Raw genomic sequence first — 25483 nt, forward strand, 5'->3', positions numbered from 1 at the left:
GTTGTGGCGCGGATCACGCGCGGTGATAGGGGTGGCCGGCCAGAATGGTGGCGGCCCGATAAAGCTGTTCCAGAAGCATGACGCGGACCATTTGATGCGGCCAGGTCGCAGAGCCGAACGCGATCGCGAGCTTGGCCTTACGGCGCAATTCGGGCGAAAGTCCGTCCGCCCCTCCGATCATGAAGATAGTATGACCTGCACCCTCGTCGCGCCAGCGCCCGAGATGCCGTGCGAATACGGTCGAATCCAAATTCTGGCCGCGCTCGTCCAGCGCCACCAGGATCGATTTTTCGGGAATATGCGCGGAGATCGCCGCGGCCTCTTCGGCCATCCGCGTCGCCGTATCGCGCGCGCGGCTTTCGGGCAATTCGTGGATGGCGAGCTCGCGGAATCCGAGCTTGCGGCCGGCCTCGTCGAACCGCTCGAAATAGCGCTCGGCAAGCTTGCGTTCGGGGCCCTGCTTCAGCCGGCCCACCGCAATGACGGCTATGCGCATGATAGGTTCAGGGTCGCGTTTTCTAGACCGCGCGCGATATGCGCGCGCACGACGCTAGCATGCGCGTCAGCCGATTCGAAATCGACCGGCAGCCTCTAGATCGCTTTCGCCGCCCCTGGGCCCTGCGTGTACAATCTCTCGAGATTGTAGAACTCGCGGACCTCGGGTCTGAACACGTGCACGATCACATCGCCGGAATCGATCAGCACCCAGTCGCAATTGGGCAAGCCCTCGACGTGGATGTTCTTGATGCCGTTTTCCTTGAGGCCTTTGGCGACGTTCTCCGCGATCGCGCCGACGTGCCGGTTCACCCGGCCGGTGGTGACGATCATGTAGTCGGAGTAGGCCGATTTGCCGCGAAGGTCGATGGTCACAGTCTCTTCCGCCTTCATGTCGTCGAGGCGGGAGAGGATCAGGCTCAGCGTCTTGTCGGCGTCGGGTTGCGCCTTCAAGGCCGCAGCTTTGGTCGATGTTTTACGCGTCGGCTTGGCAACCTTGGGTAAAACAGACTTCGGTGAAGCCGTCTTGGGTGACGCTGTCTTGGACAATACAGATGTGGTCAGGGACCATTCCTTTCACTGTATCGCGAACGCCGAATCCGGCGTTCACTGGTTACACTACATCATGTGGGGTTAAGGGTTTCAATATGCCAGTGAGCCCGAAGTCCGCACGGCGTCCGCACAATCTGACTCACTTCGTACCTTTCCAGCTTCCGTCGGGGTTCCGTAAGCCGGTGGAGGAGAGATTCAGCTTCATGCCGGTCAGGAACACCCAGGCCGGGGCGGCCCTATCGGCAAGCAATGGCGCCTCATTCTCCGGTATCCGATAGCGTCTGAGCGCCTGGGCGGCGGGCGAGGCGAGGGCGCGAAAACTCTGTGGCGGGCGGTCGATGACCGCGATCGGCACCTGACCGGCGATGCGCCGCCAGTGCTGCCAACGATGGAATTGAGCGAGGTTGTCGGCGCCCATGATCCAGACAAAGCGCAAGCCCGAGAGGCGGCGGCGCAAGGTGTTGATCGTGTCGATAGTGTAGCGCGTGCGAATGACGGATTCGAGACAGCTCACCTCGATCCTGGGATCGTCGGCAATGTCGCGCGCCGCCTGCATGCGCTCGCCGAGTTCATGCAGCGTGCCGTTCTCCTTCAGCGGATTGCCTGGCGTCACCAGCCACCACACGCGATCGAGCTGGAGGCGTTTCAGCGCGAACTGGCTGATGGCGCGATGGGCCTGGTGCGGCGGATTGAACGAGCCGCCGAGCAGGCCGATGCGCATACCCGAGGTATGGGTCGGTATGGCCTGCGCGAAGAAACGTGGCGCGACGAAATTGTTGCTCAATGCCCCGCGCCTTGCGTCGTCTACGGCCGCGTCTGCCCGGTACCGTGAACGCGATATTTGAAGCTCGTCAGCTGCTCGGCGCCAACCGGGCCGCGGGCGTGGAATCTGCCGGTGGCGATGCCGATCTCGGCGCCGAAGCCGAACTCGCCGCCGTCGGCGAACTGCGTCGAGGCGTTGTGCAGCACGATCGCGGAATCGACCTCGCTCAGGAATTTCTTCGCAGCGGTCTCATCGGCGCTCACGATCGCATCGGTATGGTGCGAGCCGTGATTCTGGATATGCGCGATCGCGCCCTCGACGCCGTCCACCACCTTCGCCGCGATGATCGCGTCGAGATATTCAGTGTCCCAATCGTCCGCGCTCGCGGGTTTGACGCGCGCATCGGTCTTTTGCACGGCGTCGTCGCCGCGCACTTCGCAGCCGGCCTCGATCAGCATCTCGACCAGCGGCTTGAGGTTTTTACCGGCAGCGGCGCGATCGACCAGCAGCGTCTCGGCGGCGCCGCAGACGCCGGTGCGGCGCATCTTGGCGTTGAGCACGATCGACTTCGCCATGGCGAGGTCGGCGCTGCCGTCGATATAGACGTGGTTGACGCCTTCGAGATGCGCGAACACCGGCACGCGCGCTTCCTGCTCGACGCGCGCGACGAGGCTCTTGCCTCCGCGCGGCACGATTACGTCGACGGCGCCGTTCAATCCCGACAGCATCATGCCGACCGCCGCGCGGTCGCGCGTCGGCACCAGCGTGATTGCAGCCTCGGGGAGGCCCGCTTCGCGCAGGCCCTGCACCAGGCAGTCATGGATGGCGCGGCAGGAGCGGAAGCTGTCGGAGCCGCCGCGCAGGATCACGGCATTGCCGGACTTCAGGCACAGCACGCCGGCGTCCGCCGCAACGTTCGGCCGGCTCTCGAAAATCACGCCGACGACGCCGAGCGGCACGCGCACGCGCTCGATGGTCATGCCGTTCGGCCGCTGCCAGCTCTCGGTGACGATGCCGACCGGATCGGCAATGCCCCGCACGATGCCGATGCCCTCGGCCATGCCCTCGACCCGCGCCGGCGTCAGCGTCAGGCGGTCGATGAAGGAGGAGGTGGCGTTGCCGGAGGCGCGGGCCTCGGTGACGTCCTCGGCATTGGCGGCAAGGATCGCGGCTGCTTTGTTACGGATCGCCCGCTCCATGGCCTCGAGCGCCCGGTTCTTCTGCTCCGGCGGCGCCAGCGCCAGCACGCGCGCGGCAGCGCGGGCACGGGTACCGAGATCGGTCATCAGCGCCTGAAGATCGGCGTTGCCGTCGACGGCTTTGAGGGGGGCGGCCATGGGAGTTTCAACCTTCTGCTAAGGCGGTGTCCTAGCACGGAAATCCCGCTTTTGCGAAGGGTCGGCAGGGTATGGCAGGTCTCCCCGGCCGCAAGGGGACCAGGTCTTTGGCTTACCAAGTCTCTCGGGAAAGGACCGCCGCGGCCCTTACCCGCCCATCACCAGGTCGTCCCGGTGGATCATCTCGGACCTCCCGCTGATGCCGAGGATGGCCATCACATCCGGGGAGGAGCGGCCCTTGATCCGCTCGGCATCGTCGGCGTCGTAGGCGATCAGGCCGCGGCCGACCTCGCTGGTGTCGGGGCCGCGCACGATCACGGCATCGCCGCGGGCGAACTGGCCCTCGACCTTGACCACGCCGGCCGGCAGCAGGCTGGCGCCCGCGCGCAGCGCCGCGACCGCGCCGGCGTCGATCGTCAGCGTGCCCTTCGGCTCCAGCGAGCCCGCGATCCAGCGCTTTCGCGACGTGATGGGATTGGCCGGCGTCAGGAACCAGGTGCAGCGGCCGCCATCGGCGATCGCCTGCAACGGATGCTCGATCTTGCCCGAGGCGATCAGCATATGCGTGCCGCCGGTGGTCGCGATTTTTGCGGCTTCGACCTTGGTGCGCATGCCGCCGCGCGAGAGCTCGGATTCGGCCTCCCCTGCCACAGCCTCGATCTCCGAGGAGATGCTGTCGACGACGGGAATGAGCTTGGCGTTCGGGTTGTTCTTCGGCGGGGCGTCGTAAAGCCCGTCGATGTCGGACAGCAGCACCAGCAGGTCCGCGCTCGCCATGGTGGCGACGCGCGCGGCCAAGCGGTCATTGTCGCCGTAGCGGATCTCGTTGGTGGCGACCGTGTCGTTCTCGTTGATCACGGGGATCGCGCGCCACTCCAGCAGCTTGCCGATGGTGGAGCGCGCGTTGAGATAGCGGCGGCGCTCCTCGGTGTCCTGCAGCGTCACCAGGATCTGGCCGGCGCCGATGCCGTGGGCGCCAAGCACCTCCGACCAGATGCGGGCGAGCGCGATCTGACCGACGGCAGCCGCCGCTTGGCTCTCCTCCAGCTTCAGCGGGCCGCGCGGCAATTTCAGGCGGCTGCGGCCGAGTGCGATCGAGCCGGAGGAGACGACGAGCACGTCACGCCCCTCGCGATGCAGCTTGGCCATGTCGTCGGCGAGCGCGGCAAGCCAGGACGCCCGCACCTCGCCCTTGTCGGAGTCGACCAGCAGCGCGGAGCCGACCTTGACGACGATGCGGCGGAATTGACTGAGTTCGGGACTGGCCATGTTTGTATGTGCTGGAGAGCGGCGCCGGTAAGGCCTGCTTTTGCAGCAGGACGATGGCCGGCGCAAGGCGGCCGGAATGGTAAACGGCGCTTGTCCGGAGCGCCGGTCTGGCTCTAATTGTCGCCAACCATAATGGGCTCAAAGAGGAAACCAATGGATCGCCGCAACTTCATCGCCGGATGCCTCGGGCTGCCGTTGTTGGCGCAGGCGGGCGAAGCGCAAGCTCAGGCCGGGCTGACAAAAATGATCTTCCCGTTCGCGGCCGGAGCGGGCGGCGACACGCTGTGCCGGCTGATCGCGCAGGAGATGGCGCCGGCGCTGCAGCGGACCATCGTGGTCGAGAACCGCACCGGCGGGGACGGCCTCATCGGCATCAAGGCGGTGAAGGGGGCCAGCCCCGACGGCAGCATGGTGCTGGTGACGACGGGGCCCACGATGTACTTGCTGCCGATGGTGGAAACGACCCCGAGCTTCGATACCGCAAAGGATTTCGTCCCGGTATCGCTGCTGGCGCGGTTCGAGTTCGCCGTCGTGATCAGTCCGACGATCGATGCCGCGGATTTCAAGGGATTTGTCGCCTGGCTGAAGGCGCATCCGGACAAGGCGTCGTTCGGCGTGCCGAGCAACGGCACCATCCCGCATTTCATGGGCTCCAAGCTCGAGAAGGATCTCGGCATTGCCATGACACGCGTGCCCTATCGCGGCAGCGCGCCCATCATCAACGACATCATCGGCGGTCACATCTCTTTCGGAATCACGACTCTGGCCGATGCGCTGCCGCAGCATCGCGCCAAGGGCGCGAAGATCATCGCGGTCGCGAGCGCGGAACGTTCGCCCTTTGCCTTGGAGGTACCGACCTTGAAGGAGAGCGGCATCGATCTCGTCGCGGACGCCTGGTACGGCATGTGGCTTCCCGCCGGCAGCTCGCCGGAATTCGCGAGCAAGCTCGGCGCGGCCGCAAACGCCGCGCTCGCCAAGCCCGAGGTGAAGGAGAAGCTCACCGCAATCGGGCTGATCCCGGTCGGCAGCAGCGCGGAAGGTCTGACCAAGGAGCTCGCCGCCAACACCGCGTTCTGGCAGCCGATCGTGAAGGCGACGGGATACAAGATCGAGAATTGAACCTGGCGCGCCGCTCTATCTCCTCATCCTGAGGAGCCGCGAAGCGGCGTCTCGAAGGATGCAGGCCCCGCTGTTGCAGCCCGGCCTGCATGGTTCTCGCGGCGATGCGAAGCATCGTCCGCTCGACGGCGCTGTCGCGCCTCCTCACCATGAGGATTACAGGTTCGCGCGCTGGGCGATACCGTCCTTGATCGACGCCAGCTCTTTCTCATCCCAGATGCCGATCAAAATCCCGCCCTTCACCTGGAGCTGGTTGTCGGCATAGGCCGCGATCTTCTCGCGCGGCGTCGTGATGTGGTCGTTGGGATGCAGCGCCCAATCGAATAATTCCGCCTGCAGTCGCGCGATGATTCCGGCGCAATCGGGATCGTCGCCGCGATCCAGAAACTCTTCCGGATCGGTTTCGAGGTCGTACAGCATTGGCCTGAAGCCCGAGGCGTGGATGTATTTCCAGCGGCCGTCGAACACCATGAACAGGCGGCAGCGCTCGATCGGCTGGTTCAGCTTCAGCCGCACGTCCTGCATGACATAGTCATATTCGGAGAACGCCACCTTGCGCCAATCCGGCGGGCTCTCGCCGCGCAGCAGCGGCAGCAGCGAACGCCCTTCGAGGATGTGGCCCGGCACCTTGCCGCCGAAATAATCGACGAAGGTCGGCGCGAGATCGATGGCTTCGACCAGCGCATCGTTTCGCGTGCCGCGCGTGGCGTCGGCTTCCTTGGACGGATCGATGATGATCAGCGGGATCTTCGCCGACTGCTCGTGGAACAGATCCTTCTCGCCCATCCAGTGATCGCCGAGATAATCGCCGTGATCGGAGGTGAACACGATCATGGTTGTGTCCAGCAGGCCGCGCGCCTCCAGGAATTTCATCAGCACGCCCATCTGGTCGTCGATCTGGGTGATCAGGCCCATATAGGTCGGGATCACCTTTTCGCGGGCATCGTCGCGCGCCATGTTGCGGGAGTAGCGCATATCCATATAGGCGCCGAACACGGGATGCGGATTTTGCCGCTCGCGCTCGGAGCGGATCACCGGAATGATGTCATCCGTCGAGTACATGCTGGCATAGGGTTCGGGCGCGATGTAGGGCCAGTGCGGCTTGATGTAGGACAGATGCAGGCACCACGGCCTGCCGTCGGTCTCGGCCTCGCCGATGAAGTCCATCGCGCGGCGCGTCATGTAGGGCGTCTCGGAATGCTCGTCCGGCACGCGCGCGGCCTTGTCGGCATGCACGAGTAGCCAGCCGTTCTGGAGCGAGCCGTCCTCGGCCGCACCTGAATTCGCCCAATGCTCCCAGGGATTGGGCGCATCAAAACCCTGCTGGCGCAGATATTCGTCGTATTTCGGACGCGGCCGCCCCGTGGGATGCAGGCCGTCGTCACGCTCATAGGGCTCGAACCCGCATTCGGCGACGTGCACGCCGATCACCGATTCCGGCGGGATGCCGAGCGCCTTCATGCCTTCGAGATCGGGCGCCATGTGGGTCTTGCCGACCAGCACGTTGCGCACGCCGAGCTTCTTGAGGTGATCGCCGAGGGTGGGCTCTCCGACACGCAGGGGCCAGCCGTTCCAGTGCGAGCCGTGCGAGCGCATGTAGCGTCCGGTATAGAACGACATCCGCGAGGGGCCGCAGATCGGCGACTGCACATAGGCCTTGCTGAACAGCACGCCGCGCTTCGCCATGGCATCGATGTTCGGTGTCTTCAGCGTGGGATGGCCGGTGCAGCCGAGATAGTCATAGCGAAGCTGGTCGCACATGATCCAGAGAACGTTCTTCGCGCGCGCCATGAATCATCCCTGCCGTTTCTTGATGGGTCGATGCTGCGCTATCGAGGGCGCGAAGGCAACATTGCGAGCGACGCGCGAGGCCGTGGCTGCACATTCCAGCGTCGTCCCGGCGTAGGCCGGGACCCATAGCCATAGGGAGTAGTTTGGCGAAGACTAGTAGTTTGGTACTAAGACCATCCCCAACCGACAGATCACGCGGTATGGGTCCCGGCCTTCGCCGGGACGACCGCGGGGAGAGAGGTCAAACCGACCACGGCTCCGCTGCGGCCGCGCTCTTCGCCTTGGCGGAGACCGGGCTCTCGCCGATCACATCCGCCAGGGCACGCAGCGCTTCCTGCACGCCGTCGCCGGTGACGGCGGAGAGCAGCAGGGGCGTCTTCTTGGCGGCGCGCTTCAGCCGCTCCTTCTGCTTCTTCAGCTCGTCCGGCTCGACCGCGTCGATCTTGTTCAGCGCGACGATCTCGATCTTGTCGGTGAGCTGTCCGGCATAGGCGTCCAGCTCCGTTCGCACCGTCTTGTAGGCCTTGCCGGCGTGCTCGCAGGTCGCATCGATGAGATGCAGCAGCACGCGGCAGCGCTCGACATGGGCGAGGAAGCGGTCGCCGAGACCGACGCCTTCATGCGCGCCTTCGATCAGGCCGGGGATGTCAGCCAGCACGAATTCGCGCCCGTCGGCATTCACGACGCCGAGCTGCGGATGCAGCGTGGTGAAGGGATAGTCGGCGATCTTCGGCTTGGCCGCGCTGACCTTGGCGAGGAAGGTCGATTTGCCGGCATTGGGCAGGCCGACCAGGCCGGCATCCGCGATCAGCTTCAGCCGCAGCCAGATCCAGCGCTCCTCGCCGGGCTGGCCGGGATTGGCGTTGCGCGGCGCGCGGTTGGTTGAGGTCTTGAAATGCGCGTTGCCGAAGCCGCCATTGCCGCCTTCGGCCAGCACGAATTTTTCGCCGACAGTGGTGAAATCGTGGATCATGGTCTCGCGATCTTCGTCGAAGATCTGCGTGCCCATGGGCACCTTCAGCACGATCGACTTGCCATTGGCGCCATGGCGGTCCGAGCCCGAGCCGTTCTCGCCCTTCTGGGCCTTGAAGTGCTGCTGGTAGCGATAGTCGATCAGCGTGTTCAGCCCGTCGGCGACCTCGATGATGACATTGCCGCCGCGGCCGCCATTGCCGCCGGAGGGACCGCCGAATTCGATGAATTTTTCGCGGCGGAACGCCACGCAGCCGTTTCCGCCGTCGCCGGAGCGGATATAGACCTTTGCTTCGTCAAGGAATTTCATGGGCCATAGGTAGGCCAGCCGGTCCCGCGCGGCAACCCGGATAGACCCGCAAATCGGCCGAATTTCCGCGATTTTGGGGCGTGCTTAACCCGCTGGCCGCGGCCCCTACGTGTCGTCCCGGACAAGCGAAGCGCAGATCCGGGACCCATAACCACAAGGAGGAGTTTGGCGAAGACCGGCAGTGGACTGGTCTTCACGCGGTTAGGATGGCCGCCGCCGGATCAGGAATTTCTGCGTGCCCTCCAGCACCAGCTCCTTGCGCTGGTTGAACACGGTGCTTTTGAGCGTCACCGCGCCGGTCGAGCGTCCCGGCGCCAGCTCGATGACCTCGAGCGCGGGATAGATTGTGTCGTCGGCGAAGACAGGTTTGAGGAACCGGCTGGATTGCTCGAGGAAGCCGACCAGGGACTCCTCGACCATGAACGGAAACAGGCCCGCGCCGGGCGCGGTGTGGATCAGCGTCTGGAAACCGTGGGCGAGCAGATGCGGCATGCCGCGGCTGCGGCAATACTCCACATCGTAATGCACCGGATGCGTATCGCCGCTCGCGGTCTGGAACGCCGCGAACACCGCCGTCGTCTGCGTGCGGCTCGGCAGCACGAAACGCTCGCCGACCACGAAATCCTCAAACCAGCGTTGCGCGGGGATCATGCGATGCCGGGCCGGGTCGAAGTCGGTCATGGCTTGGCTCTTTCCTGGCTCTTTTGTCGGTGAGACGTCCATCGCTACCGCGACGCGGAGACTGCGACAATCCGTTCAATTCGTCCAACGCGGGCTTGTCGCGGGCGCTCACGTCATTAAAACGACCGCAAGCGACTCTGGTCGCCGTTCCGACGCTCCCTCCGCTCGTCATTGCGAGCGAAGCGAAGCAATCCAGACTGTCTCCGTGGAAACAGTCTGGATTGCTTCGTCGCAGGAGCTCCTCGCAATGACGAGTTTCCACGAACGACAGCGATGCCCCTGTTCAAGAATCTCTCGGCCTATGACGAACGCTCGGCGCGGCTCGCCGGCATTGCGCTCATGGTACTGTCGATCTTCATGTTCTCGTTCGGCGATGCCATGGGCAAGTTCCTGGTCGGGACTTACTCGGTGGGGCAGCTGCTGTTCCTCCGCGCCTGCGCGGCGCTGCTGCTGCTGTCGCCGCTGGTGTGGCGGCAGCGTCACCAGTTCCTGCATCTGGAGCGGCCGGGCCTCCAGCTCTTCCGTGTGGTGCTGTCGACGCTGGAAGTGGCGGCTTTCTTCCTTGCGACGGTCTATCTGCCGCTCGCCGACGTCATCACCTATTACCTCGCAGGCCCGATCTTCGTCACGGCGATGTCGGCGATTTTCCTGGGCGAGAAGGTCGGCTGGCGGCGCTGGACGGCGATCCTGATCGGCTTCTGCGGCGTGCTGATCGCGCTGCGGCCGTCGGCACAGACGGTGAGCCTGCCGGCGCTGATCGCGCTCGGCGGCAGTCTTTCCTTCGCAACGCTGATGCTGATCACGCGCAGCCTGCGCAAGACGCCCGATATCGTGATGGCGTCGTCGCAATTCGTCGGCACGTTCCTGCTGGGGGCGGTGCTGTCGGCGTTCCACTGGGTGCCGCCGACATCCGGCAGCCTCGTGATCTTCGCGCTGGCGGGATGCGTCTCGGTCACGGCGCTGTTCTGCGTCAATCGCTCGCTCAAGCTCGCGCCGGCCAGCGTCGTCGTGCCCTATCAATATTCGATGATCGTCTGGGCGGTGATCTTCGGCTTCGTCGTGTTCGGCGACGTGCCCGAAATCGCCACCATCGTCGGCGCCGCCATCATCATCGGCGCCGGGTTCTATATCTACTTGCGCGAGCGCGATCTCGGCCGCGCGGACGTGGATGTGAATCCGCCAGCGTGATCGCAGCCACAAACGTCGTCCCGGCCTAGTGCGCAATTGCGCACGGGGGCCGGGACCCATACCCACAGAGATTAGTTGGGCGACGACTCGGAGTGGGCACTTCGCCCCACACTCCTCCCTGGGGTTATGGGTCCCGGCCCCCCGTGCGCAATTGCGCACCAGGCCGGGACGACGGCGGTGCGTGGCGCCGCCTCCGCCTACCTCACCCTCCTCGCACTGCTCCAGCTCTTCAGCGACGCCCACACGCTGCGTGACAGGCGGAAGCAGTCGACGGGCGTGGACGAGCCCAGCGCCAGGAAACGGTGCAGCTGGACGCCGCTCCACTGGAAGCCGCACTTCTCCAGCACGTTGCGCGAGGCCGGGTTGGTGACGCGCGCGCCTGCATAGAGATGATCCTCCTCGAACTCCTCGAAGAAAAAGTCGATCGCGCCGCGCGCGGCCTCGGTGGCAAAGCCCCGGCCCCAATGCTCGACGCCGAGCCAATAGCCGAGCTCGGCATTGTCGGGCGTCGAGCAGTCGATGCCGACCATGCCGACGGGCCCGCTGTCATGCTCGATCAGGAACGCGGTCTCGCTGCCGGGCGTGGCGGTGGCGCGGACGAAGGCGACGGCGTCGTCCTGCGAATAGGGATGCGGGAGGCGCCTTGTATTGTCGGCGACGCGACGGTCGTTGGCGAGGAGGGCGATGGTCCTGACGTCGGCGAGGGTCGGCCGCCGCAATGTCAGCCGCTCGGTGGCGACGACGCTGGGTCTCGCCTCCCGCAAGGTCACGCTCGAAAAATCCTGCAACATGTCCGGCTCCGTCGAAGTCACTAAGTGAAAAGTGAGCACGCAAACGAAAGGGGAGGCCGGTTTCCCGCCTCCCCTGGAGCCTTCGATCTCTGTGATCTCAAGGACTCCGCCGGTTCGGTCTGGGACCCGGCGGACTCCAAATTTGATCCACCGTCTATTCAGCCGCCTCTGCGAGCGGGAGCACCGAGATGAAGGTGCGGCCGTTGGCTTTGGCCTGGAACGTTACGCGGCCCTCGACCTTGGCGAACAAGGTGTGGTCCGTGCCCATGCCGACATTAAGGCCGGGATGCCAAGTGGTGCCGCGCTGACGCGCAATGATGTTGCCGGGAATCACGACTTCCCCGCCGAACGCCTTGATCCCGAGGCGCTTGCCCTTGGAATCGCGACCGTTGCGCGATGAACCGCCTGCTTTTTTGTGAGCCATGGCTCGTCTCCGAAATTCTACGTATGTCTAGATCAATTCCTTGACGGAATCATTTCACAATTTCTCACGCATCACTTCGTGATGGCGCGTGATCAAATTATGCGGCGGCCTCTTCGGTCGTGGTCTCTGGCTTGACGACCTTTTCCCGCTTCGGACGCGGCCCCTTGGTGGGCTTGGCGCCGTCCGTCAGGATCTCCGAGATGCGCAGCACCGTGATCTCGTCGCGATAGCCGCGCTTGCGGCGTGAGTTCTTGCGGCGGCGCTTCTTGAAAGCGATGACCTTGGGACCGCGCTTGTGGTCGAGCACCTCGACCGCGACGGAGGCGCCGGCGACCGTGGGCAGACCCAGGATCGGCGTGTCGCCGCCGACCAGGAGAACTTCATTGAGCTGCACGATCGAGCCGACGTCGCCTTCGATCTTGCCTACTTCCAGGACATCATCCGGAACGACGCGGTACTGCCGGCCGCCGGTTTTGATGACTGCGAACATCGTTGTTTTCCTTCGTGTTCATTCCCGGCCTCGCGACATATTGTCGGGGCCGGCTTTTTGTCAGTCGTTATGGGTTTATGCGAGTTTTGTGCGGGCGGGAGTTATCCCTTTGAAAACCCACGCAAAAACAAGCGGCGCGAGAAACGCCCCGCGCCGGTTGCGGGATTTATAGCCGCTGACCGCCGGGAGTCAAGGAAAAGCCGGCGAAAACGGCCCGGATTTGAAGCATTTGGGCCCGATCCGGCCCGCAGACGAATCTCTGCCCGCGCTGCAACCAACGGGTTCCGCTGCCGTTGTCCCGGCGAAATCAGGACACGGGCAAGGGGTTACCATGGCGACAGACGAGCTGGTCAAGACGACGACGGGCATTGCCCATCACGGCGCGGGGCGGCTGCCGTCGGTGGATATCGACAGCTTCAACATCGAGATGAAGGACGAGGACGGCTTCATCGGCGACCGCGCCAGCAAGGGCGCGTTCCGGGAGATCCTCGAGCGCTGGCGCAAGCCGCTGCGCAAGTCCGGCGAGGACCCGTTCGGCAAGGAGCCGTCGGACGAGATCAGCAAGAAGACCCTGGACGCCATCCTGGTCGGCGACGACACCGAGGCCTGGGCGGTGGTGCATAGCGCCATCGAGGACTTCGCCCAGGAGCTCGCTTACGTCACCCGCCGCTTCCTCAAGTCCAAGGCCTGGGCCAAGACCGAGCGCATCGTGGTCGGCGGCGGTTTTCGCGATTCCCGGCTCGGCGAGCTCGCGATCGCGCGCACCGAGATCATCCTCATCGCCGAGGATTTCAAGATCGACATGGTGCCGATCCGCCATCATCCCGACGAAGCCGGCCTGATCGGCGCGCTGCATCTGGCGCCGTCATGGATCTTCGAAGCCCATGACAGCATCCTCGCGGTCGACATCGGCGGCACCAACATCCGCTGCGGCCTGGTGGAGACCAGCTGGAAAAAGGCGAAAGACCTGTCGAAAGCCAAGGTCGTGAAGTCCGAGCTGTGGCGTCATGCCGACGACGAGCCGACGCGCGAAGGCGCGGTGAAGCGGCTCACGAAGATGCTGAAGGGGCTGATCACCGAGGCCGAGAAAGAAGGCTACAAGCTGGCGCCATTCATCGGCATCGCCTGTCCCGGCGTGATCAACGCGGACGGCTCCATCGAGAAAGGCGCGCAGAACCTGCCGGGCAATTGGGAGAGCAGCAAGTTCAACCTGCCGGCGAGCCTGCTTGAGGGCATTCCGCAGATCGGCGAGCACGACACCGCGATCCTGATGCACAATGACGGCGTGGTTCAGGGCCTCTCCGAGGTGCCGTTCATGCAGGACGTCGATCGCTGGGGCGTGCTCACCATCGGCACCGGGCTCGGCAATGCCCGCTTCACCAACCGCCGCAAGGACAACGGCAAAGACAAGGATAACGGCAAAGACCGGGACTCTACGGAAAATGGGAAGAAAAAAGCCAAGTCCGACAAGGAGTAACCTTGACTGGTTAGGTTAAGGACCGGATTGCGTTGCGGTGCACGTGCCGCACGCTACGGTCGGAACCGTCGCCTCACCTGGCCGGCGAAGCCGCCCTTCCCAGCCAGTATTTCAATGAGCGGCACGGGACCGCCAGTGTTTACCGCGTCTGGCGGTCCCACCCTTTTTTCAGCGCATAATGACGAGACGGGCTCGCGCCTCGATAAAGGTGCGTTCCCTCCCCCGCGCTTGTCTCGCCGAAGCCCGCCTTCGGGCGAAGGCGGATGTGAGGGAGGGCCAGGGAGGGGGGTAGCCCAGGAAAAGGTGCCGGTTGTTGATTACGCGGCGAGAAACAGAGCGGAAGCGGTGAAACGGGCAGCGGATTTTCCCCTTTCGCGCCTTGTCTGGCCCGCCATCCTCGCCTATTAACGCCCGAACCACAGGGGCCCAGCTCCTTACTTGGCGCCTTCAGGAGAGGTGGCAGAGTGGTCGAATGCACCGCACTCGAAATGCGGCATAGGTGCAAGCCTATCGGGGGTTCGAATCCCTCCCTCTCCGCCATAATAAAACGGCTTCGAGAAAGCCCCGTAAAACCAGGTCTTACTGCACGCCAGAGATATCTGGTGTAGCCCCAAGGTGTAGCCCCTTAGGGTAGGCTGAATTTGCCATGGCCGCCTGCCGAAAGCAACGCGTCTGGAGGAAGCTCGGACGCGACTCGATATCAAAGCTGCCACGATCGGCCCGCACCGGCATTCCAGCGATTGGATCGGAAGGGGCTTTTTAAGATCACCACCGAGGAAGAGGCGGAGGCGATCGCGCGCGGCTTCAGGAAACTGACGTTGGCGTTCGGGGCCTCGACCAATGGCGTCTCGAGGTTCACTTTGACGAGCTTTGAACGGTCTGACGCGAGTAGGTCGGCGGCTTGTAACAAATGCGACCACGGCTGCCTCCGAGCTTGCCGCTTAAACGCATGCAAGACCCGTGGGCGACCTGCCGAGTGGCCGTCTATCTCGACGCCACGTCGAAGACCATCCACGACGACACGGATGTCTGGCGACGCAGGGCTCTAATGGCGCGACACGGCAAGGATGGTCTGGATCAGCTCGTCTTTTGGATTTTCCGTTGGGCTCGCGCGATGGGCACAAGTTCTCCGGCGAAATGTTCGAAGTAGGGATCGACGATGTCCTCCTCGAAGCCATGCGAATTGATCGTCGAACTACCAAGGCGACGAGCGTTTCATTTCGGCTTTAGCAGGAGAGCGGATGTCCTTCTTCCTCGAACGGTGACTATTCCGAATCACCTCATGACGGCGCAAGCAGCTGCGCTCACGTTGACCCCTCTGGCAAAACACTGGCAGGATGCTAGGTAGGGTCTCGGTGCGAATGCATCCGCCGTGGTCGCCATCAGTTCCAGTGAGTTAAACCGATGAAGCCTGAGAAGGATGGCATCAACCTCACAGCCAAGCGGACCGGAACGGGGTGTGTGGAATGCTCGGCCGCGGGCGGGTGGTGGTTTCATCTTCGCAGATGCGTCGAATACGGTAACATCGGCTGCTGTGATACGTCGCCGAACCAACACGCATCGAAGCACAACGCGGCGACAGGTCACCCGATCATCACGAGCTTCGAGCCGAGCGAACGATGGTTTTACGATTATCGCACCGGAGAGAGTTTCCCCGGCCCCAAGCTTAAACGCTCGCACTCGCATCCGCTTGATCAGCCTGTCCCCGGGCCGGCCGGAGCGGTGCCCCCAGACTGGCAAGCGTTTTTGCATGAATAGGTGGCCGCTTTTGGCTCGGGGCTGATTCCGAGCGCGTTGCTCAGATGTGCGGCCTCTCACCTTGGGACGAACTTCATATCGGCCTCTGCTCTTGCTGCGGCGGGCGGGGTGATCTGCGTTTGCGGCCGATGACATCGCTTTCGATCTCGGGCAAGACCTCTCGCAAAGGCAAAAGCCTGGCGATCGGGAGGACCTCATGAGCTACCAGCACATCATCGTCGACGAGCCGCGTCCGCGCGTCCGGCGCATCACGTTGAACAGGCCGCAGAAGCGCAACGCGCTGAACAATCGCCTGCGCAGCGAAATCTTCGAGGTGCTCGAACAGGCCGATCGCGACGGCGATGTCTCGATAACGATCCTGCGCGGCGCAGGGCCCTGCTTCTCCGCGGGCTACGATCTCTCCGCTGACAATCGCGTCGACCAGCCCTATCACTCGGCCTCAGGTCCGGGCCAGTGGTCGCGCCACGTGGTTGAAGGCTGGTTTAGGATCTGGGATCTTGCCAAGCCCGTGATCGCACAGGTGCACGGCTACTGCCTTGCGGGTGGCACCGAGCTCGCCACCGCTTGCGACGTCGTCTACGTCGCCGACGATGCGCAGATAGGCTATCCGCCTGTACGTCTGATGAGCCCGCCCGACATGCAATATCATCCCTGGCTGGTCGGCATGCGCCGCGCCATGGAACTGATGCTGACGGGCGATGCGATGTCCGGCCGCGAAGCTGCCGATTGGGGTTACGCGACGCGATCCTTCCCGCTTGCCGAGCTCGACGAGAAGACGCTCGATTTCGCCGAGCGCGTCGCCAAGGTCCCGGTCGAGCTGCAGCAGCTCAACAAGCGCAGCGTCCATCGCGCCATGGAAATCATGGGCGCCCGCGCTGCCATTCGCGCCGGCACCGAGATCCAGGCGCTGGCCTTCACCACTGAGGCGAGCAAGGCCTACATGGGCAGTTTTCGTCGCGACGGCAGTAGCGTAAAAGATCTCCTTGACCAACGCGATACGACGTTCGGGGATTACCGGACGAAGAAGGAGTAGGGCGAGGGGTTGCCAGATGCGGTCCGAAGGATGGGTAGAGCGCTTGCGAAATCCATCATTGCGCCTCGTAGACGAAGGGTAGTGGGTTTCGCTTCCGCCTTTGCTCTTCGAGCTACGGCGAACAAGCCGCTCTGCCCATCCTATAGGCTACGCGCTCATCATAGCGCCTAGACACATTTCCGCTGCGCGCGCTTTAGCCGTATGGGACGAGTCTTGTGGCAAGGCGCTGCACGAGCCGATTGAGCGCGCCATCTCGTCTCATTCGGTGGTCGCGCCGTCGAATTACTTAGCTGCTTGACTAATAACATCGACCGTCCTCATATCGAAAAAAATCAGGCGCAACGCGCCATGGGACGGAAATGCTAGATTTCACGCAGCAATTGATTAGCGGCGTCGCGTTGGGGTGCGTCTATGGGCTGATCGCCCTTGGATTCGTCCTGATCTACAAGGCGACCGAAGTGGTGAATTTTGCGCAGGGCGAGATCATGATGCTCGGCGCCTTCATGTCGGTCACTTTCGTCACGACGCTCGGGCTGAATTACTGGTTGTCGTTTCTGCTGTGCGTGATCGCCATGGCGATCCTGGGCGCGATTATGGAACGGCTCGTGCTTCGTCCCATCCTCGGCTATCCGCAATTCTCGATCGTGATGGCGACGATTGGACTTGGGCTCGTGATCCGGGCGCTCGTCGGCATCATCTGGGGCACGGACGATCTGCGGATCGAGACGCCTTTCACCGACGGCGTGTTCACGATCGGCAAGCTCGTCATCGCCTGGGACGCGCTCTCCATCATCATTGCGACGGTGCTGCTCTGCGCCGCGCTCTACGCCTTCTTCCGCTATACGCGGATCGGCATCGCGATGCAGGCGACGTCGCAGAACATGCTCGCGGCCTATTACATGGGCATTCCGGTCAAGCGGATGTTCTCGCTGATCTGGAGCCTCTCCGCCATGGTCGCGTGCGCCGCCGGGATCCTGCTGGCGCCTATCACGCTGATCCACGCGAATCTCGGTTTTCTTGGCATCAAGGCATTCCCCGCGGCCGTGCTCGGAGGCTTCGGCTCGATTCCCGGGGCGGTCGCCGGCGGCATCACCATCGGCATCGTCGAATCGCTGTCCGGCTTCTATCTGCCGGAGGGATTCAAAGACGTTGCGGCCTATGTCGTCCTGCTCGCGGTGCTGCTGTGGAAGCCGCAGGGCCTGTTCGGCCTCAACGCCGCCAAGAAGGTGTAAGGCATGGCGCACCATGTCCGCACCGGTTACGGCGACAGCGATCCGCTGTTCCTTTCGAAGGCCGCAGTGTTCTGGTACGCTGTTCTGCTCGCAGGGCTGATTGCCGCGCCCTACGTGATCGAACCCTATTATCTCAGCCAGCTCGTGTTCATCATGATCTACGCCATCGTCGGCGTGGCGCTGAATATTCTGTCAGGGCAGGCCGGGCAGGTCTCGATCGGTCACGCCGCCTTTCTCGCGATCGGCGCCTATTTCACCGCAGTTGCGCAGAAGCACGGCGTTCCGCTGGTGCTCTATCTCCCGCTCGCCGGTGTTTTCACGGGGATCGCGGGCTATCTGGTCGGGCTGCCCGCGCTTCGCTTGCACGGAATCTATCTCGCCATTGCCACGCTGGCCTTTGCCTTCATCGTCGAGGAGATCATTGCGCGATGGGAAAGCGTCACCCATGGCAACGAAGGCCTGATGTTGCCTCCACCGTCCCTGTTCGGCTGGAAGCTCGGCACGGAAGGCTTCTACTACCTCTGTCTGCTGGTCACCGTGCTGGTGATCCTCGCCGCCATCAACATCATCCGGTCCTCGACCGGACGCTCCTTCATGGCGATCCGGGATTCCGAGACCGCCGCGCGCAGCATGGGCATCGACACCGCCAGCTACAAGACCACCGCCTTCGCGCTGTCGGCTGGCATCACGGGGATCGCGGGGGCTCTCTATGCGCACAAGATGTCGTTCATCTCGCCGGAGATGTTCAGCCTGGCCGTCTCGATCGATTTCGTCATGATCATCATCATCGGCGGGCTGGTGAGCCTCCGGGGCGCGGTGTTCGGCGCGATCTTCATGATCATGGCCGATCCGTTGCTGATCATCCTCAAGGACAAGGTTCCGGTGTGGACCGACGCCATGATGCACGGACTGTTCCTGCCTGACACCGTGACCCAGGCCGTTCAGGCCGGCGTCCTGCGCGTGGTCAACGCCCCCGGCCTGAAGTCGCTGATCTTCGGCATCATCATCATCGTCTTCATCATCTATGAGCCGATGGGCCTCGACGGCCGCTGGCAGCGCGTGAAGGCCTATTTCAAGCAGTTTCCGCTGGCGCGCCAACGCAGCGCGCGCCCACCCCGCATGTTCCTGAAATCCGAGCGCCGATGAGCTTCTTCGATGTCAAGAACCTGACGGTGAAGTTCGGCGGTCTCACGGCCGTGGACAACGTCTCGTTCGGGATCAACGAGGGCGAGGTCTTCACTATCATCGGCCCGAATGGAGCGGGCAAGACCACGCTGTTCAACCTCATCAGCCGGCTCTACACGCCGAGCGCGGGCCAGATCATCTTCCGCGACGAGGACGTCACGCGGCTTTCGGCGCAGCAGATCGCCGGACGTGGCATCGCGCGCACGTTCCAGAACATCGAGCTGTTCGAGAGCGCCTCCACCTTGCAAAACCTTCTGGTCGGCCGCCACCGCCATTCGACCACGCGGGCTTGGCAGGACATTCTCCGCACGAAGAAGGTTCGCACGGAGGAAGTTGCGCACCGTCGCGCGGCCGAGGAGGTGATGGACGTGTTGCGGCTGCAAAGATACCGCGACACCACGATCGGCGCGCTTCCCTATGGCGTCCGCAAGGTGATCGAGGTTGCTCGCGCGCTGTGTGTCGGTCCGACGCTGCTGCTGCTCGATGAGCCATCGTCCGGCCTCAACGTCGAGGAAACCAATGCGATGGCGGAGTGGATCCTGGAGATCAACCGCCGTCTCCGCGTCACCGTGCTGATGGTCGAGCACGACATGTCGCTGGTCACCCGCGTCTCCAACCGCGTGCTCGCGCTGAACTACGGGAAGATGATGGCGCTCGGCACGGCCGCGGAGGTCCAGGGTCACCCCGACGTCATTGCGGCCTATCTCGGGACATGACGATGGACACGCAACCGATCCTTCGTCTCGCCAATGTCGAGAGCACCTACGGGCCGATCACCGCGATCCGCGGCATCAGCCTCGATCTGATGCAGGGGCAGATCGTCACCGTGCTCGGCGCCAACGGGGCCGGCAAGACCAGTATTCTCAAGACCATCTCCGGCGTGCTCGATCCCGTGAAGGGAACGGTCGAGTTCGAGGGGCGCAAGATCCGCTCGATGGAGCCGGACAAGGTGGTCCGGCTCGGCATCAGCCACGTGCCCGAGGGACGCGAGGTGTTTCCGTTCCTTTCCGTGCGCGACAATCTGCGGATGGGCGCCTACATCCGCAAGGACAGCAAGACCATCGCCAGTGATCTGGAGAAGGTGTTCGACTATTTTCCGGTGCTGCGCGAACGGCAAAATCAGATCGCGGGCCAGCTCTCCGGCGGCCAGCAGCAGATGCTGGCAATCAGCCGGGCCCTGATGAGCCGCCCGAAAGTGCTGCTGCTGGATGAGCCGTCGCTCGGGCTATCTCCGTTGCTGGTGAAGGAGATCTTCACGATCATCCGCCGGCTCAATGCGGAAGAGGGCGTCTCGATCCTGCTGGTCGAGCAGAACGCCAAGATGGCGCTGGAGACGGCGCACTACGGCTACGTGCTCGAGGTCGGTCGCGTCGTGATGCACGACACCTGCGCCAATCTGCTCCAGTCGGACCAGGTCCGCGAATTCTATCTGGGTATGCACAGTGAAGGTGGTCATGGCGGGCGCTGAAAACGAGGCACTCTCGGCACGTCTTGCCGCGGCCCTCGCGGCGCACGGCGCGGCGACCGTCATGCGTTCGAAGCGTTACGGGCTCTGGCAGCCACTCAGCGGCACGGAGACCGCGACGCGTATCGCCGCGATCGCGCGCGGCCTCCGCGCGGTCGGTTTGCCGGACAACGGCGTCGCGGCCATCTGCGGTGACACCTGTGCGGATTGGGTGCTCGCCGATCTAGGCATCATGGGCGCCGGCGGCATTTCGGCGGGTCTCGACGCGGACGCCAACGGTGAGGAGCTGGCGCGGCTGGTCAATCTGTTTGAGGTCACCTTTCTGTTCGTCGCCGGCGACGCGCATCTGCACCGGGCGCTCGGCATCCGGGATCGCTGCCCGGGATTACGGCTGATCGTCGTCATGCACGAGCAGTGGGACGACGGCGCGCGCGTGGACCATGTGATGACGCTGGCGGAGCTACAGGCCCGCGGCGCGAGCGCCGAGACGCTTCCTGCGCCTGCCGCGGTCGCGATCACCGCGATCCTGATGACATCGGGCGTTACGGCGCCGGCGCGTGGAGCCCTGCTCACGCAGGCCGCACTTGGCCGGCAGGCGGCGCGGGCCGCCAGTGAACTGCAACTGAGCGCGCGCGACGAGCGCCTGTCGTTGACGCCGCTGCATCATGTGATGGAGCGCGTGGTCGGCGTCTACGCCTCGCTGCTTGCGGGCTGTATCATCAATTTTCCCGAGAGCCGCGAGACCGTGCTCGCCGATCTCAGGGAATTGCAGCCGACCGTCGTGCAAGCGCCGCCACGCCTGTGGGCGAAGCTGAAGTCCGCTGTCGAACTCGCTGCGGCGGAGGCAACGAAGTTTCAGCGCCGCATGGTCGCCCTGGCCGTGAAGCCCGGAAGCGCCGGGCCGAACCTCATTCTCGATGCTCTGGTCCTGACGCCGGTCCGCACACGTCTCGGTCTGTCGCGGGCACGACTGTGCCTCACGACCGGCGCACCGGCGCGCGCCGATGTCGGGGCCTGGTTCGCGGCGATCCGGCGGCCGCTCACCGATGCCTACGGCCAGGCCGAGTCCGGCGGGGCCGTGTCGTTGGTTTCGCATCGCGGCACGTCCAGAACACTCGATGGCGCGAGGCTGGAGACGCTGGCATCGGGCGAAATCCGGCTAAGGTCCGATACGCTGTTTGTCGGCTACGCCGGTGAGACTGCGAACGCGGTCCGCGACGGCTGGTGGCAAAGCGGCGATGTCGTCCATGCCGGCCAGCCGCATCCCGCGGGACGTGTCGCGGATCAGCTCGACAGCGGCGCCGCATCGCTCAGAAGCGAAGCCGATCTCGTGACATCGCCCTACGTCGCCGATGCGTTCCTGCATCGCGATGACGAGGGGAGGGTGATCGCTGCGGTGTTGATGGACGCTGATTCGGTCATCAAGTTCGCACAAGACAACAGCATTCCATTCACGCACTTCCTCAGCCTTTGCCGCTCCGACGACATCCGCGCACTGATCGGTCGGGTGATCGCGCAGACCAATGCGAAGGCGCCCATGAAAATCGACGGTTTCAGCTTGATCGAGCGTTCGCTCGGTCCTGGCGACCCCGAGATGAGCGCCATGCTCGTGCTGCGTAGACGATTGCTGCGTCCTAAAGAACATTCCATGACAGCAAGCGCCATTTCACAGAGCGCCTAACCGAAAGCCCAGGGAGGTATACGATGACGTCACGTTTCCTTTTGTCAGCCGCGATCGTCGCGCTCACGGGATTGGCCGCGCAGCCCGCGCTCGCACAGTTTAAGACGCAGGGCGTCACCGACACGGAGATCGTGATCGGCACGCATATGGACCTCTCCGGGCCGATCAAGTCGTGGGGCGTTCCTGCTTCGTCGGGCATGAAGCTCGCAGTCGAGCAGATCAATGCCGCGGGCGGCATCAACGGCCGAAAGATCAAGCTCATTCTAGAAGACGACAGCTACGATCCGAAGAAGGCCGTGCTGCAGACGCAGAAGCTAATCGAGCTCGACAAGGCATTCTCGATCGTGTCCGCGATGGGCTCGGCCACGACGCTGGCGCCGATGCCGCTGGTGCAGGGCGCCGGCCTGACCCATCTGTTCCCAATCACGGCCGCCGAATTCACCTTCAAGATGGATCCGGCCAAGCCCGAGGACAGGCTGAAGTTCAACATGTTCAGCCCCTATTACGACACGATGCGCCTCGGCATCAAATACGTGATGGAGAAGAACGGCATCAAGAAGCCATGCATCGTCTATCAGGACGACGAGATGGGGAAGAATTTCACCGATGCCTATTCCGATCAGCTCAAGGATTTGAAGGTGCCCGAGGCCACCCGCGTGTCGTTCAAGCGCGGTGCGACGGACTTCAACTCGCAGGTTGCGCGCATGAAGGCGGACGGCTGCGATCTTGTTGCGCTCGGCTCCGTGGTCCGCGAGTCCGTCGGCATCGTCACTGCCGCCAAGAAGCTCGGTTGGACACCGCTTTACGTGGTGTCGTCGCCGAGCTACGTGCCTGACCTGCACGATCTCGGCAAGGACGCCACCGAAGGCATTTTCGGCGTCGGCCAGACCGAGATTTTCTATCCCGATACGGCGACGGGCAAGGTGAAGGAATTCATCGAAGCCTACCGCAAGATGTTCGGCATCGATCCCAATTTGCAATCGACCTCGGGGTATGACGGCGCCATGGCGTTCGCGTTCTATGCCGGCCTCGCGGGCAAGAACCTGACGACGGATTCTCTCATCGGGGCGATGGAATCCGGCAAGGTCTTCGAAGACATCTTCGGCGGCGCGCCCGTGTCCTTCTCCAGGGACAATCATCTCGGCGTGTCCGCCGCGACCATCGGCCAGATCAAGAACGGCCGCTGGGTGACGATCGCAAAGAATCAGTCGTACAAGAACGAGAAGTAGACGGTTGAGAATGACGGCGATGCCTGAGCTGCGGGGCATCGCCGGTCGAGCTTAGTAGTCGTAGAGTGGTAGAGCACTTGCGAAGCCCATCCTACTTCCGCGAGGGTATGAGCGATAGGTTTCGCTGCGCTCTACCGATCCTACGGCCGTCAGGAATTGTGCTGATACCTTCTTAGTCCTCATCCACCGGAATCACCGTTTCCATGATGTACCGCGACCGCGAGGCAGGAACACCGCGAGGCTGCTAGATCTTCAGGCTTGTCCCAATAACCGACGGGCATTTCTTTTTCCGCAAAGCGCTTGCGAAAGTCCCCTGACGTGACGAACTCCCTCGGATAATATGAGGAACTCGAGCACTTTCCCGGATGGCAATCTTTGTGATCTAAACGATTTACCTGGTCTTTGTATGTCGGTCGGCCCGCAGCGCCGGCAGATGCTGTTCCATCGAAGGCCGAGCTCCTTGGAGTGACACGCTAACCGCCCGCCGATGGGATTGCACTCGCCGCCCGCCGAGTTTTCCTGTTCGACGGGGCTAGACTCTTGTGTTCTTGTTATGTTCTATGAGGCATGACCGACCGCCCCGCAAGCTGGCGCATGCCAACCCGCAAGCAGATGGACAGGATAGCCTCTGCCGGCGGCAGAAGGGCGGCACCGGCACGCGGATTGGCTCCGGAAGACGATCTGCCGCCCGAATACTGGCAGGCGCTTCTTGGCGATGCTCGCGTCCATCGCAATTCCTCCAGCCCCAGGCCGTCCGAATGCCAGCTGCGGTTAGGTCAAATTCCGGCGCATCTACTGCGGGTTGGCTGCCGCCGGTGCGGCCGGACCGTTGAGATCCAGAAGATCGATGCCACTCGCCTGTACGGTCTGGATGCGATCTGGAGGGATGTCGGGCAGCGCCTGCTGGACGGCACGTGTTCACAGCGGACCGGGCGACACGAGGAAGACGGCTGCTGGCCCTCGTACGACGCGCCGTAGCCGGTGGACGTCCATGGCCCTCAAGCACCACCCAACGCCCCTCTCCGGAGGAGACCGCAAGGCCCTCGCCAAGGAGCTCGGACGCGCGCGCGCGATGACGACGATCCTCGCGGTCCAGTCCTCCGAGGCTCGGGCCAAGGGTGAGGCCTTGATCCGGCAAGCCGACAAGCTTCTTTGCGAGTCGGTCAACGAACGCTGGTGGTCGGACGGTGGCCCCCTCGATCCGTCGCCAACGATCGACCAGGCCATCAACGGTGGCTATAGCTGGCTGCAGATCGAATGCTCGCGCTGCAAGGCCGCTCGCGACGTCGACCTCGCGACCCTCGCCCACCCATCGACGACGTTCGTGCATGACTTGGCGAGCCGCCTGCGCTGCCGGAAGTGCGCGAAAGCCGGGAAGCGCCCAGGAGCTACCCTTCTGCAGCTGGCGCAGCGGGCCCGCCATCCGGATCCGGAGACCTGACCTTGTGCAATCTCTACTCCATCACCACCAACCAGGCGGCCATCACGGCGCTGTTCCGGATCGCCAACCAGTATATCGGCAACCTCGCTCCCATGCCTGGCGTGTTTCCGGATTACGCGGCGCCGATCGTGCGGACCGGCGCCGAGGGCCGCGAACTCGCGACCGCGCGCTGGGGTATGCCGTCGTCGTCCAAAGCGCTGATGGACGCCACCAAGAAGCGCGCCGAGAAGCTGCAGGCCAAGGGCAAGACCGTCGACTTCAAGGAATTGCTCCGGATGGAGCCGGATTCTGGAACGACCAACATCCGTAATGTGAAAAGCAAACACTGGACGCGCTGGCTCGGCGTCGAAAATCGCTGCGTGGTGCCGTTCAACTCGTTCAGCGAGTTCAACAAGGCCGAGGGCGGCGACATCTGGTTCGCGATCGACGAGACCCGACCGCTCGTCTGCTTCGCCGGCATCTGGACCAACTGGACGTCGGTCAGGAAGGTCAAGGAAGGCGAGACCACCAACGACCTCTACGCGTTTTTGACGACGGAGCCGAACGCCGAGGTCGGAGCCATCCACCCGAAGGCAATGCCGGTGATCCTCACGACGCCGGAAGAGGTCGAGACCTGGATGACCGCGCCTCCGGACGAGGCGCTGAAGCTGCAGCGGCCGCTCCCGGATGGGGCGCTCCGGATCGTCGCCCGCGGCGTCAAGGAAGATACCCCGGCTTCGCCTTCCTGACTTCGCGGACACCGAGCGGTCGGCGACCAGGAGAGGCGCAGCCCGTCGAGGCGCTTGACTTCACCCATGCTA

Annotated in this window: 25 protein-coding genes and 1 tRNA gene; 15 read left to right on the plus strand and 11 right to left on the minus strand. The window is 63.6% G+C overall.

Going from position 1 to position 25483, the window contains the following annotated elements:
- Positions 1–13: 13 nt before the first annotated feature.
- The 5 genes from rlmH to proB all read right to left on the minus strand — a co-directional run bounded on the left by rlmH (position 14) and on the right by proB (position 4416).
- Complete coding sequence (rlmH, locus tag C7G41_RS28175; RefSeq protein WP_106945584.1) at positions 14–496, minus strand: 23S rRNA (pseudouridine(1915)-N(3))-methyltransferase RlmH; 483 nt, start codon at positions 494–496, stop codon at positions 14–16.
- A 95-nt stretch (positions 497–591) separates the two neighbouring features.
- A complete protein-coding gene (gene rsfS / locus C7G41_RS28180; protein WP_027515020.1) occupies positions 592–948 on the minus strand; it encodes a ribosome silencing factor in 357 nt (118 codons plus the stop codon).
- A gap of 238 nt (positions 949–1186) precedes the next feature.
- Positions 1187–1831: a nicotinate-nucleotide adenylyltransferase gene (locus tag C7G41_RS28185; RefSeq protein WP_106945585.1), complete on the minus strand. Its 645-nt coding sequence runs from the start codon at positions 1829–1831 to the stop codon at positions 1187–1189.
- Between the two features lie 20 nt (positions 1832–1851).
- Positions 1852–3147, minus strand: a complete 1296-nt coding sequence (locus tag C7G41_RS28190; protein ID WP_106945586.1) for a glutamate-5-semialdehyde dehydrogenase — start codon at positions 3145–3147, stop codon at positions 1852–1854.
- 147 nt (positions 3148–3294) lie between these two features.
- On the minus strand, positions 3295–4416 hold the full coding sequence (gene proB, locus C7G41_RS28195) for a glutamate 5-kinase (protein ID WP_106945587.1): 1122 nt from the start codon (positions 4414–4416) through the stop codon (positions 3295–3297).
- 153 nt (positions 4417–4569) lie between these two features.
- Here proB and C7G41_RS28200 point away from each other — a divergent pair, with 153 nt between their 5' ends.
- Positions 4570–5535: a Bug family tripartite tricarboxylate transporter substrate binding protein gene (locus C7G41_RS28200; protein WP_106945588.1), complete on the plus strand. Its 966-nt coding sequence runs from the start codon at positions 4570–4572 to the stop codon at positions 5533–5535.
- A gap of 156 nt (positions 5536–5691) precedes the next feature.
- Here C7G41_RS28200 and C7G41_RS28205 read toward each other — a convergent pair whose 3' ends face one another.
- The 3 genes from C7G41_RS28205 to C7G41_RS28220 form a co-directional block, all read right to left on the minus strand.
- Positions 5692–7326: an alkaline phosphatase family protein gene (locus tag C7G41_RS28205; RefSeq protein ID WP_106945589.1), complete on the minus strand. Its 1635-nt coding sequence runs from the start codon at positions 7324–7326 to the stop codon at positions 5692–5694.
- A 241-nt stretch (positions 7327–7567) separates the two neighbouring features.
- A complete protein-coding gene (gene obgE, locus C7G41_RS28215; protein WP_106945590.1) occupies positions 7568–8608 on the minus strand; it encodes a GTPase ObgE in 1041 nt (346 codons plus the stop codon).
- Between the two features lie 201 nt (positions 8609–8809).
- Positions 8810–9289: a MaoC family dehydratase gene (locus C7G41_RS28220; protein WP_106945591.1), complete on the minus strand. Its 480-nt coding sequence runs from the start codon at positions 9287–9289 to the stop codon at positions 8810–8812.
- 273 nt (positions 9290–9562) lie between these two features.
- Between C7G41_RS28220 and C7G41_RS28230 the strand changes: the two genes are divergently transcribed.
- On the plus strand, positions 9563–10477 hold the full coding sequence (locus tag C7G41_RS28230; protein ID WP_106945593.1) for a DMT family transporter: 915 nt from the start codon (positions 9563–9565) through the stop codon (positions 10475–10477).
- A gap of 197 nt (positions 10478–10674) precedes the next feature.
- Here the strand turns inward: C7G41_RS28230 and C7G41_RS28235 are convergent, their stop codons facing one another.
- The 3 genes from C7G41_RS28235 to rplU all read right to left on the minus strand — a co-directional run bounded on the left by C7G41_RS28235 (position 10675) and on the right by rplU (position 12182).
- Positions 10675–11268, minus strand: coding sequence for a GNAT family N-acetyltransferase (locus C7G41_RS28235; RefSeq protein WP_199198653.1), 594 nt, complete (start codon positions 11266–11268; stop codon positions 10675–10677).
- Between the two features lie 154 nt (positions 11269–11422).
- Positions 11423–11692, minus strand: a complete 270-nt coding sequence (gene rpmA, locus C7G41_RS28240) for a 50S ribosomal protein L27 (RefSeq protein ID WP_007598923.1) — start codon at positions 11690–11692, stop codon at positions 11423–11425.
- 97 nt (positions 11693–11789) lie between these two features.
- A complete protein-coding gene (rplU, locus tag C7G41_RS28245) occupies positions 11790–12182 on the minus strand; it encodes a 50S ribosomal protein L21 (RefSeq protein ID WP_106945595.1) in 393 nt (130 codons plus the stop codon).
- 331 nt (positions 12183–12513) lie between these two features.
- On the opposite strand from rplU, the gene C7G41_RS28250 reads away from it, so the two are divergent.
- The 13 genes from C7G41_RS28250 (at position 12514) to C7G41_RS28315 (ending at position 25411) form a co-directional block, all read left to right on the plus strand.
- A complete protein-coding gene (locus C7G41_RS28250) occupies positions 12514–13659 on the plus strand; it encodes an ROK family protein (RefSeq protein ID WP_106945596.1) in 1146 nt (381 codons plus the stop codon).
- A 450-nt stretch (positions 13660–14109) separates the two neighbouring features.
- Positions 14110–14199 (plus strand) — tRNA-Ser (locus C7G41_RS28260).
- A gap of 864 nt (positions 14200–15063) precedes the next feature.
- A complete protein-coding gene (locus C7G41_RS28265) occupies positions 15064–15417 on the plus strand; it encodes a UBP-type zinc finger domain-containing protein (protein WP_106945598.1) in 354 nt (117 codons plus the stop codon).
- 196 nt (positions 15418–15613) lie between these two features.
- Entirely contained in the window at positions 15614–16450 is an 837-nt protein-coding gene (locus C7G41_RS28270; RefSeq protein WP_106945599.1) for an enoyl-CoA hydratase-related protein, read from the plus strand.
- Between the two features lie 359 nt (positions 16451–16809).
- A complete protein-coding gene (locus tag C7G41_RS28275) occupies positions 16810–17682 on the plus strand; it encodes a branched-chain amino acid ABC transporter permease (protein ID WP_106945600.1) in 873 nt (290 codons plus the stop codon).
- A gap of 3 nt (positions 17683–17685) precedes the next feature.
- Complete coding sequence (locus tag C7G41_RS28280; protein ID WP_106945601.1) at positions 17686–18828, plus strand: branched-chain amino acid ABC transporter permease; 1143 nt, start codon at positions 17686–17688, stop codon at positions 18826–18828.
- Positions 18825–19583 carry an ABC transporter ATP-binding protein gene (locus C7G41_RS28285; protein WP_106945602.1) on the plus strand — a complete coding sequence of 253 codons (759 nt, stop codon included), beginning with the start codon at positions 18825–18827 and terminating at the stop codon, positions 19581–19583. The genes C7G41_RS28280 and C7G41_RS28285 overlap by 4 nt, the downstream gene beginning before the upstream one ends.
- A gap of 2 nt (positions 19584–19585) precedes the next feature.
- Positions 19586–20335 (plus strand): ABC transporter ATP-binding protein, encoded by a 750-nt coding sequence (locus C7G41_RS28290; protein ID WP_106945603.1) that lies wholly within the window; start codon positions 19586–19588, stop codon positions 20333–20335.
- Positions 20322–22013: an AMP-binding protein gene (locus C7G41_RS28295; RefSeq protein ID WP_106945604.1), complete on the plus strand. Its 1692-nt coding sequence runs from the start codon at positions 20322–20324 to the stop codon at positions 22011–22013. The genes C7G41_RS28290 and C7G41_RS28295 overlap by 14 nt, the downstream gene beginning before the upstream one ends.
- A 23-nt stretch (positions 22014–22036) precedes the next feature.
- Positions 22037–23242, plus strand: a complete 1206-nt coding sequence (locus C7G41_RS28300) for an ABC transporter substrate-binding protein (RefSeq protein ID WP_106945605.1) — start codon at positions 22037–22039, stop codon at positions 23240–23242.
- Positions 23243–23809: 567 nt separating this feature from the next.
- Entirely contained in the window at positions 23810–24220 is a 411-nt protein-coding gene (locus C7G41_RS28305; protein WP_106945606.1) for a hypothetical protein, read from the plus strand.
- A gap of 13 nt (positions 24221–24233) precedes the next feature.
- On the plus strand, positions 24234–24683 hold the full coding sequence (locus tag C7G41_RS28310) for a hypothetical protein (RefSeq protein ID WP_106945607.1): 450 nt from the start codon (positions 24234–24236) through the stop codon (positions 24681–24683).
- 2 nt (positions 24684–24685) lie between these two features.
- Positions 24686–25411, plus strand: a complete 726-nt coding sequence (locus C7G41_RS28315; protein ID WP_106945608.1) for an SOS response-associated peptidase — start codon at positions 24686–24688, stop codon at positions 25409–25411.
- Positions 25412–25483: the final 72 nt, after the last annotated feature.

It is taken from the genome of Bradyrhizobium sp. MOS002, from assembly GCF_003020115.1.
Lineage (GTDB): Bacteria > Pseudomonadota > Alphaproteobacteria > Rhizobiales > Xanthobacteraceae > Bradyrhizobium.

Coding starts and splice junctions, on each gene's coding strand:
- C7G41_RS28275 (WP_106945600.1), top strand. CDS start 16,810: ATGCTAGATTTCACGCAGCAATTGATTAGCGGCGTCGCGTTGGGGTGC.
- C7G41_RS28300 (WP_106945605.1), top strand. CDS start 22,037: ATGACGTCACGTTTCCTTTTGTCAGCCGCGATCGTCGCGCTCACGGGA.
- C7G41_RS28235 (WP_199198653.1), bottom strand. CDS start 11,268: ATGTTGCAGGATTTTTCGAGCGTGACCTTGCGGGAGGCGAGACCCAGC.
- C7G41_RS28250 (WP_106945596.1), top strand. CDS start 12,514: ATGGCGACAGACGAGCTGGTCAAGACGACGACGGGCATTGCCCATCAC.
- C7G41_RS28310 (WP_106945607.1), top strand. CDS start 24,234: ATGGCCCTCAAGCACCACCCAACGCCCCTCTCCGGAGGAGACCGCAAG.
- rpmA (WP_007598923.1), bottom strand. CDS start 11,692: ATGGCTCACAAAAAAGCAGGCGGTTCATCGCGCAACGGTCGCGATTCC.
- proB (WP_106945587.1), bottom strand. CDS start 4,416: ATGGCCAGTCCCGAACTCAGTCAATTCCGCCGCATCGTCGTCAAGGTC.
- C7G41_RS28270 (WP_106945599.1), top strand. CDS start 15,614: ATGAGCTACCAGCACATCATCGTCGACGAGCCGCGTCCGCGCGTCCGG.
- obgE (WP_106945590.1), bottom strand. CDS start 8,608: ATGAAATTCCTTGACGAAGCAAAGGTCTATATCCGCTCCGGCGACGGC.
- C7G41_RS28295 (WP_106945604.1), top strand. CDS start 20,322: ATGGCGGGCGCTGAAAACGAGGCACTCTCGGCACGTCTTGCCGCGGCC.
- rplU (WP_106945595.1), bottom strand. CDS start 12,182: ATGTTCGCAGTCATCAAAACCGGCGGCCGGCAGTACCGCGTCGTTCCG.
- C7G41_RS28285 (WP_106945602.1), top strand. CDS start 18,825: ATGAGCTTCTTCGATGTCAAGAACCTGACGGTGAAGTTCGGCGGTCTC.
- C7G41_RS28290 (WP_106945603.1), top strand. CDS start 19,586: ATGGACACGCAACCGATCCTTCGTCTCGCCAATGTCGAGAGCACCTAC.
- C7G41_RS28190 (WP_106945586.1), bottom strand. CDS start 3,147: ATGGCCGCCCCCCTCAAAGCCGTCGACGGCAACGCCGATCTTCAGGCG.
- rlmH (WP_106945584.1), bottom strand. CDS start 496: ATGCGCATAGCCGTCATTGCGGTGGGCCGGCTGAAGCAGGGCCCCGAA.
- C7G41_RS28200 (WP_106945588.1), top strand. CDS start 4,570: ATGGATCGCCGCAACTTCATCGCCGGATGCCTCGGGCTGCCGTTGTTG.
- C7G41_RS28265 (WP_106945598.1), top strand. CDS start 15,064: ATGAAGCCTGAGAAGGATGGCATCAACCTCACAGCCAAGCGGACCGGA.
- C7G41_RS28220 (WP_106945591.1), bottom strand. CDS start 9,289: ATGACCGACTTCGACCCGGCCCGGCATCGCATGATCCCCGCGCAACGC.
- C7G41_RS28230 (WP_106945593.1), top strand. CDS start 9,563: ATGCCCCTGTTCAAGAATCTCTCGGCCTATGACGAACGCTCGGCGCGG.
- C7G41_RS28305 (WP_106945606.1), top strand. CDS start 23,810: ATGACCGACCGCCCCGCAAGCTGGCGCATGCCAACCCGCAAGCAGATG.
- C7G41_RS28205 (WP_106945589.1), bottom strand. CDS start 7,326: ATGGCGCGCGCGAAGAACGTTCTCTGGATCATGTGCGACCAGCTTCGC.
- C7G41_RS28280 (WP_106945601.1), top strand. CDS start 17,686: ATGGCGCACCATGTCCGCACCGGTTACGGCGACAGCGATCCGCTGTTC.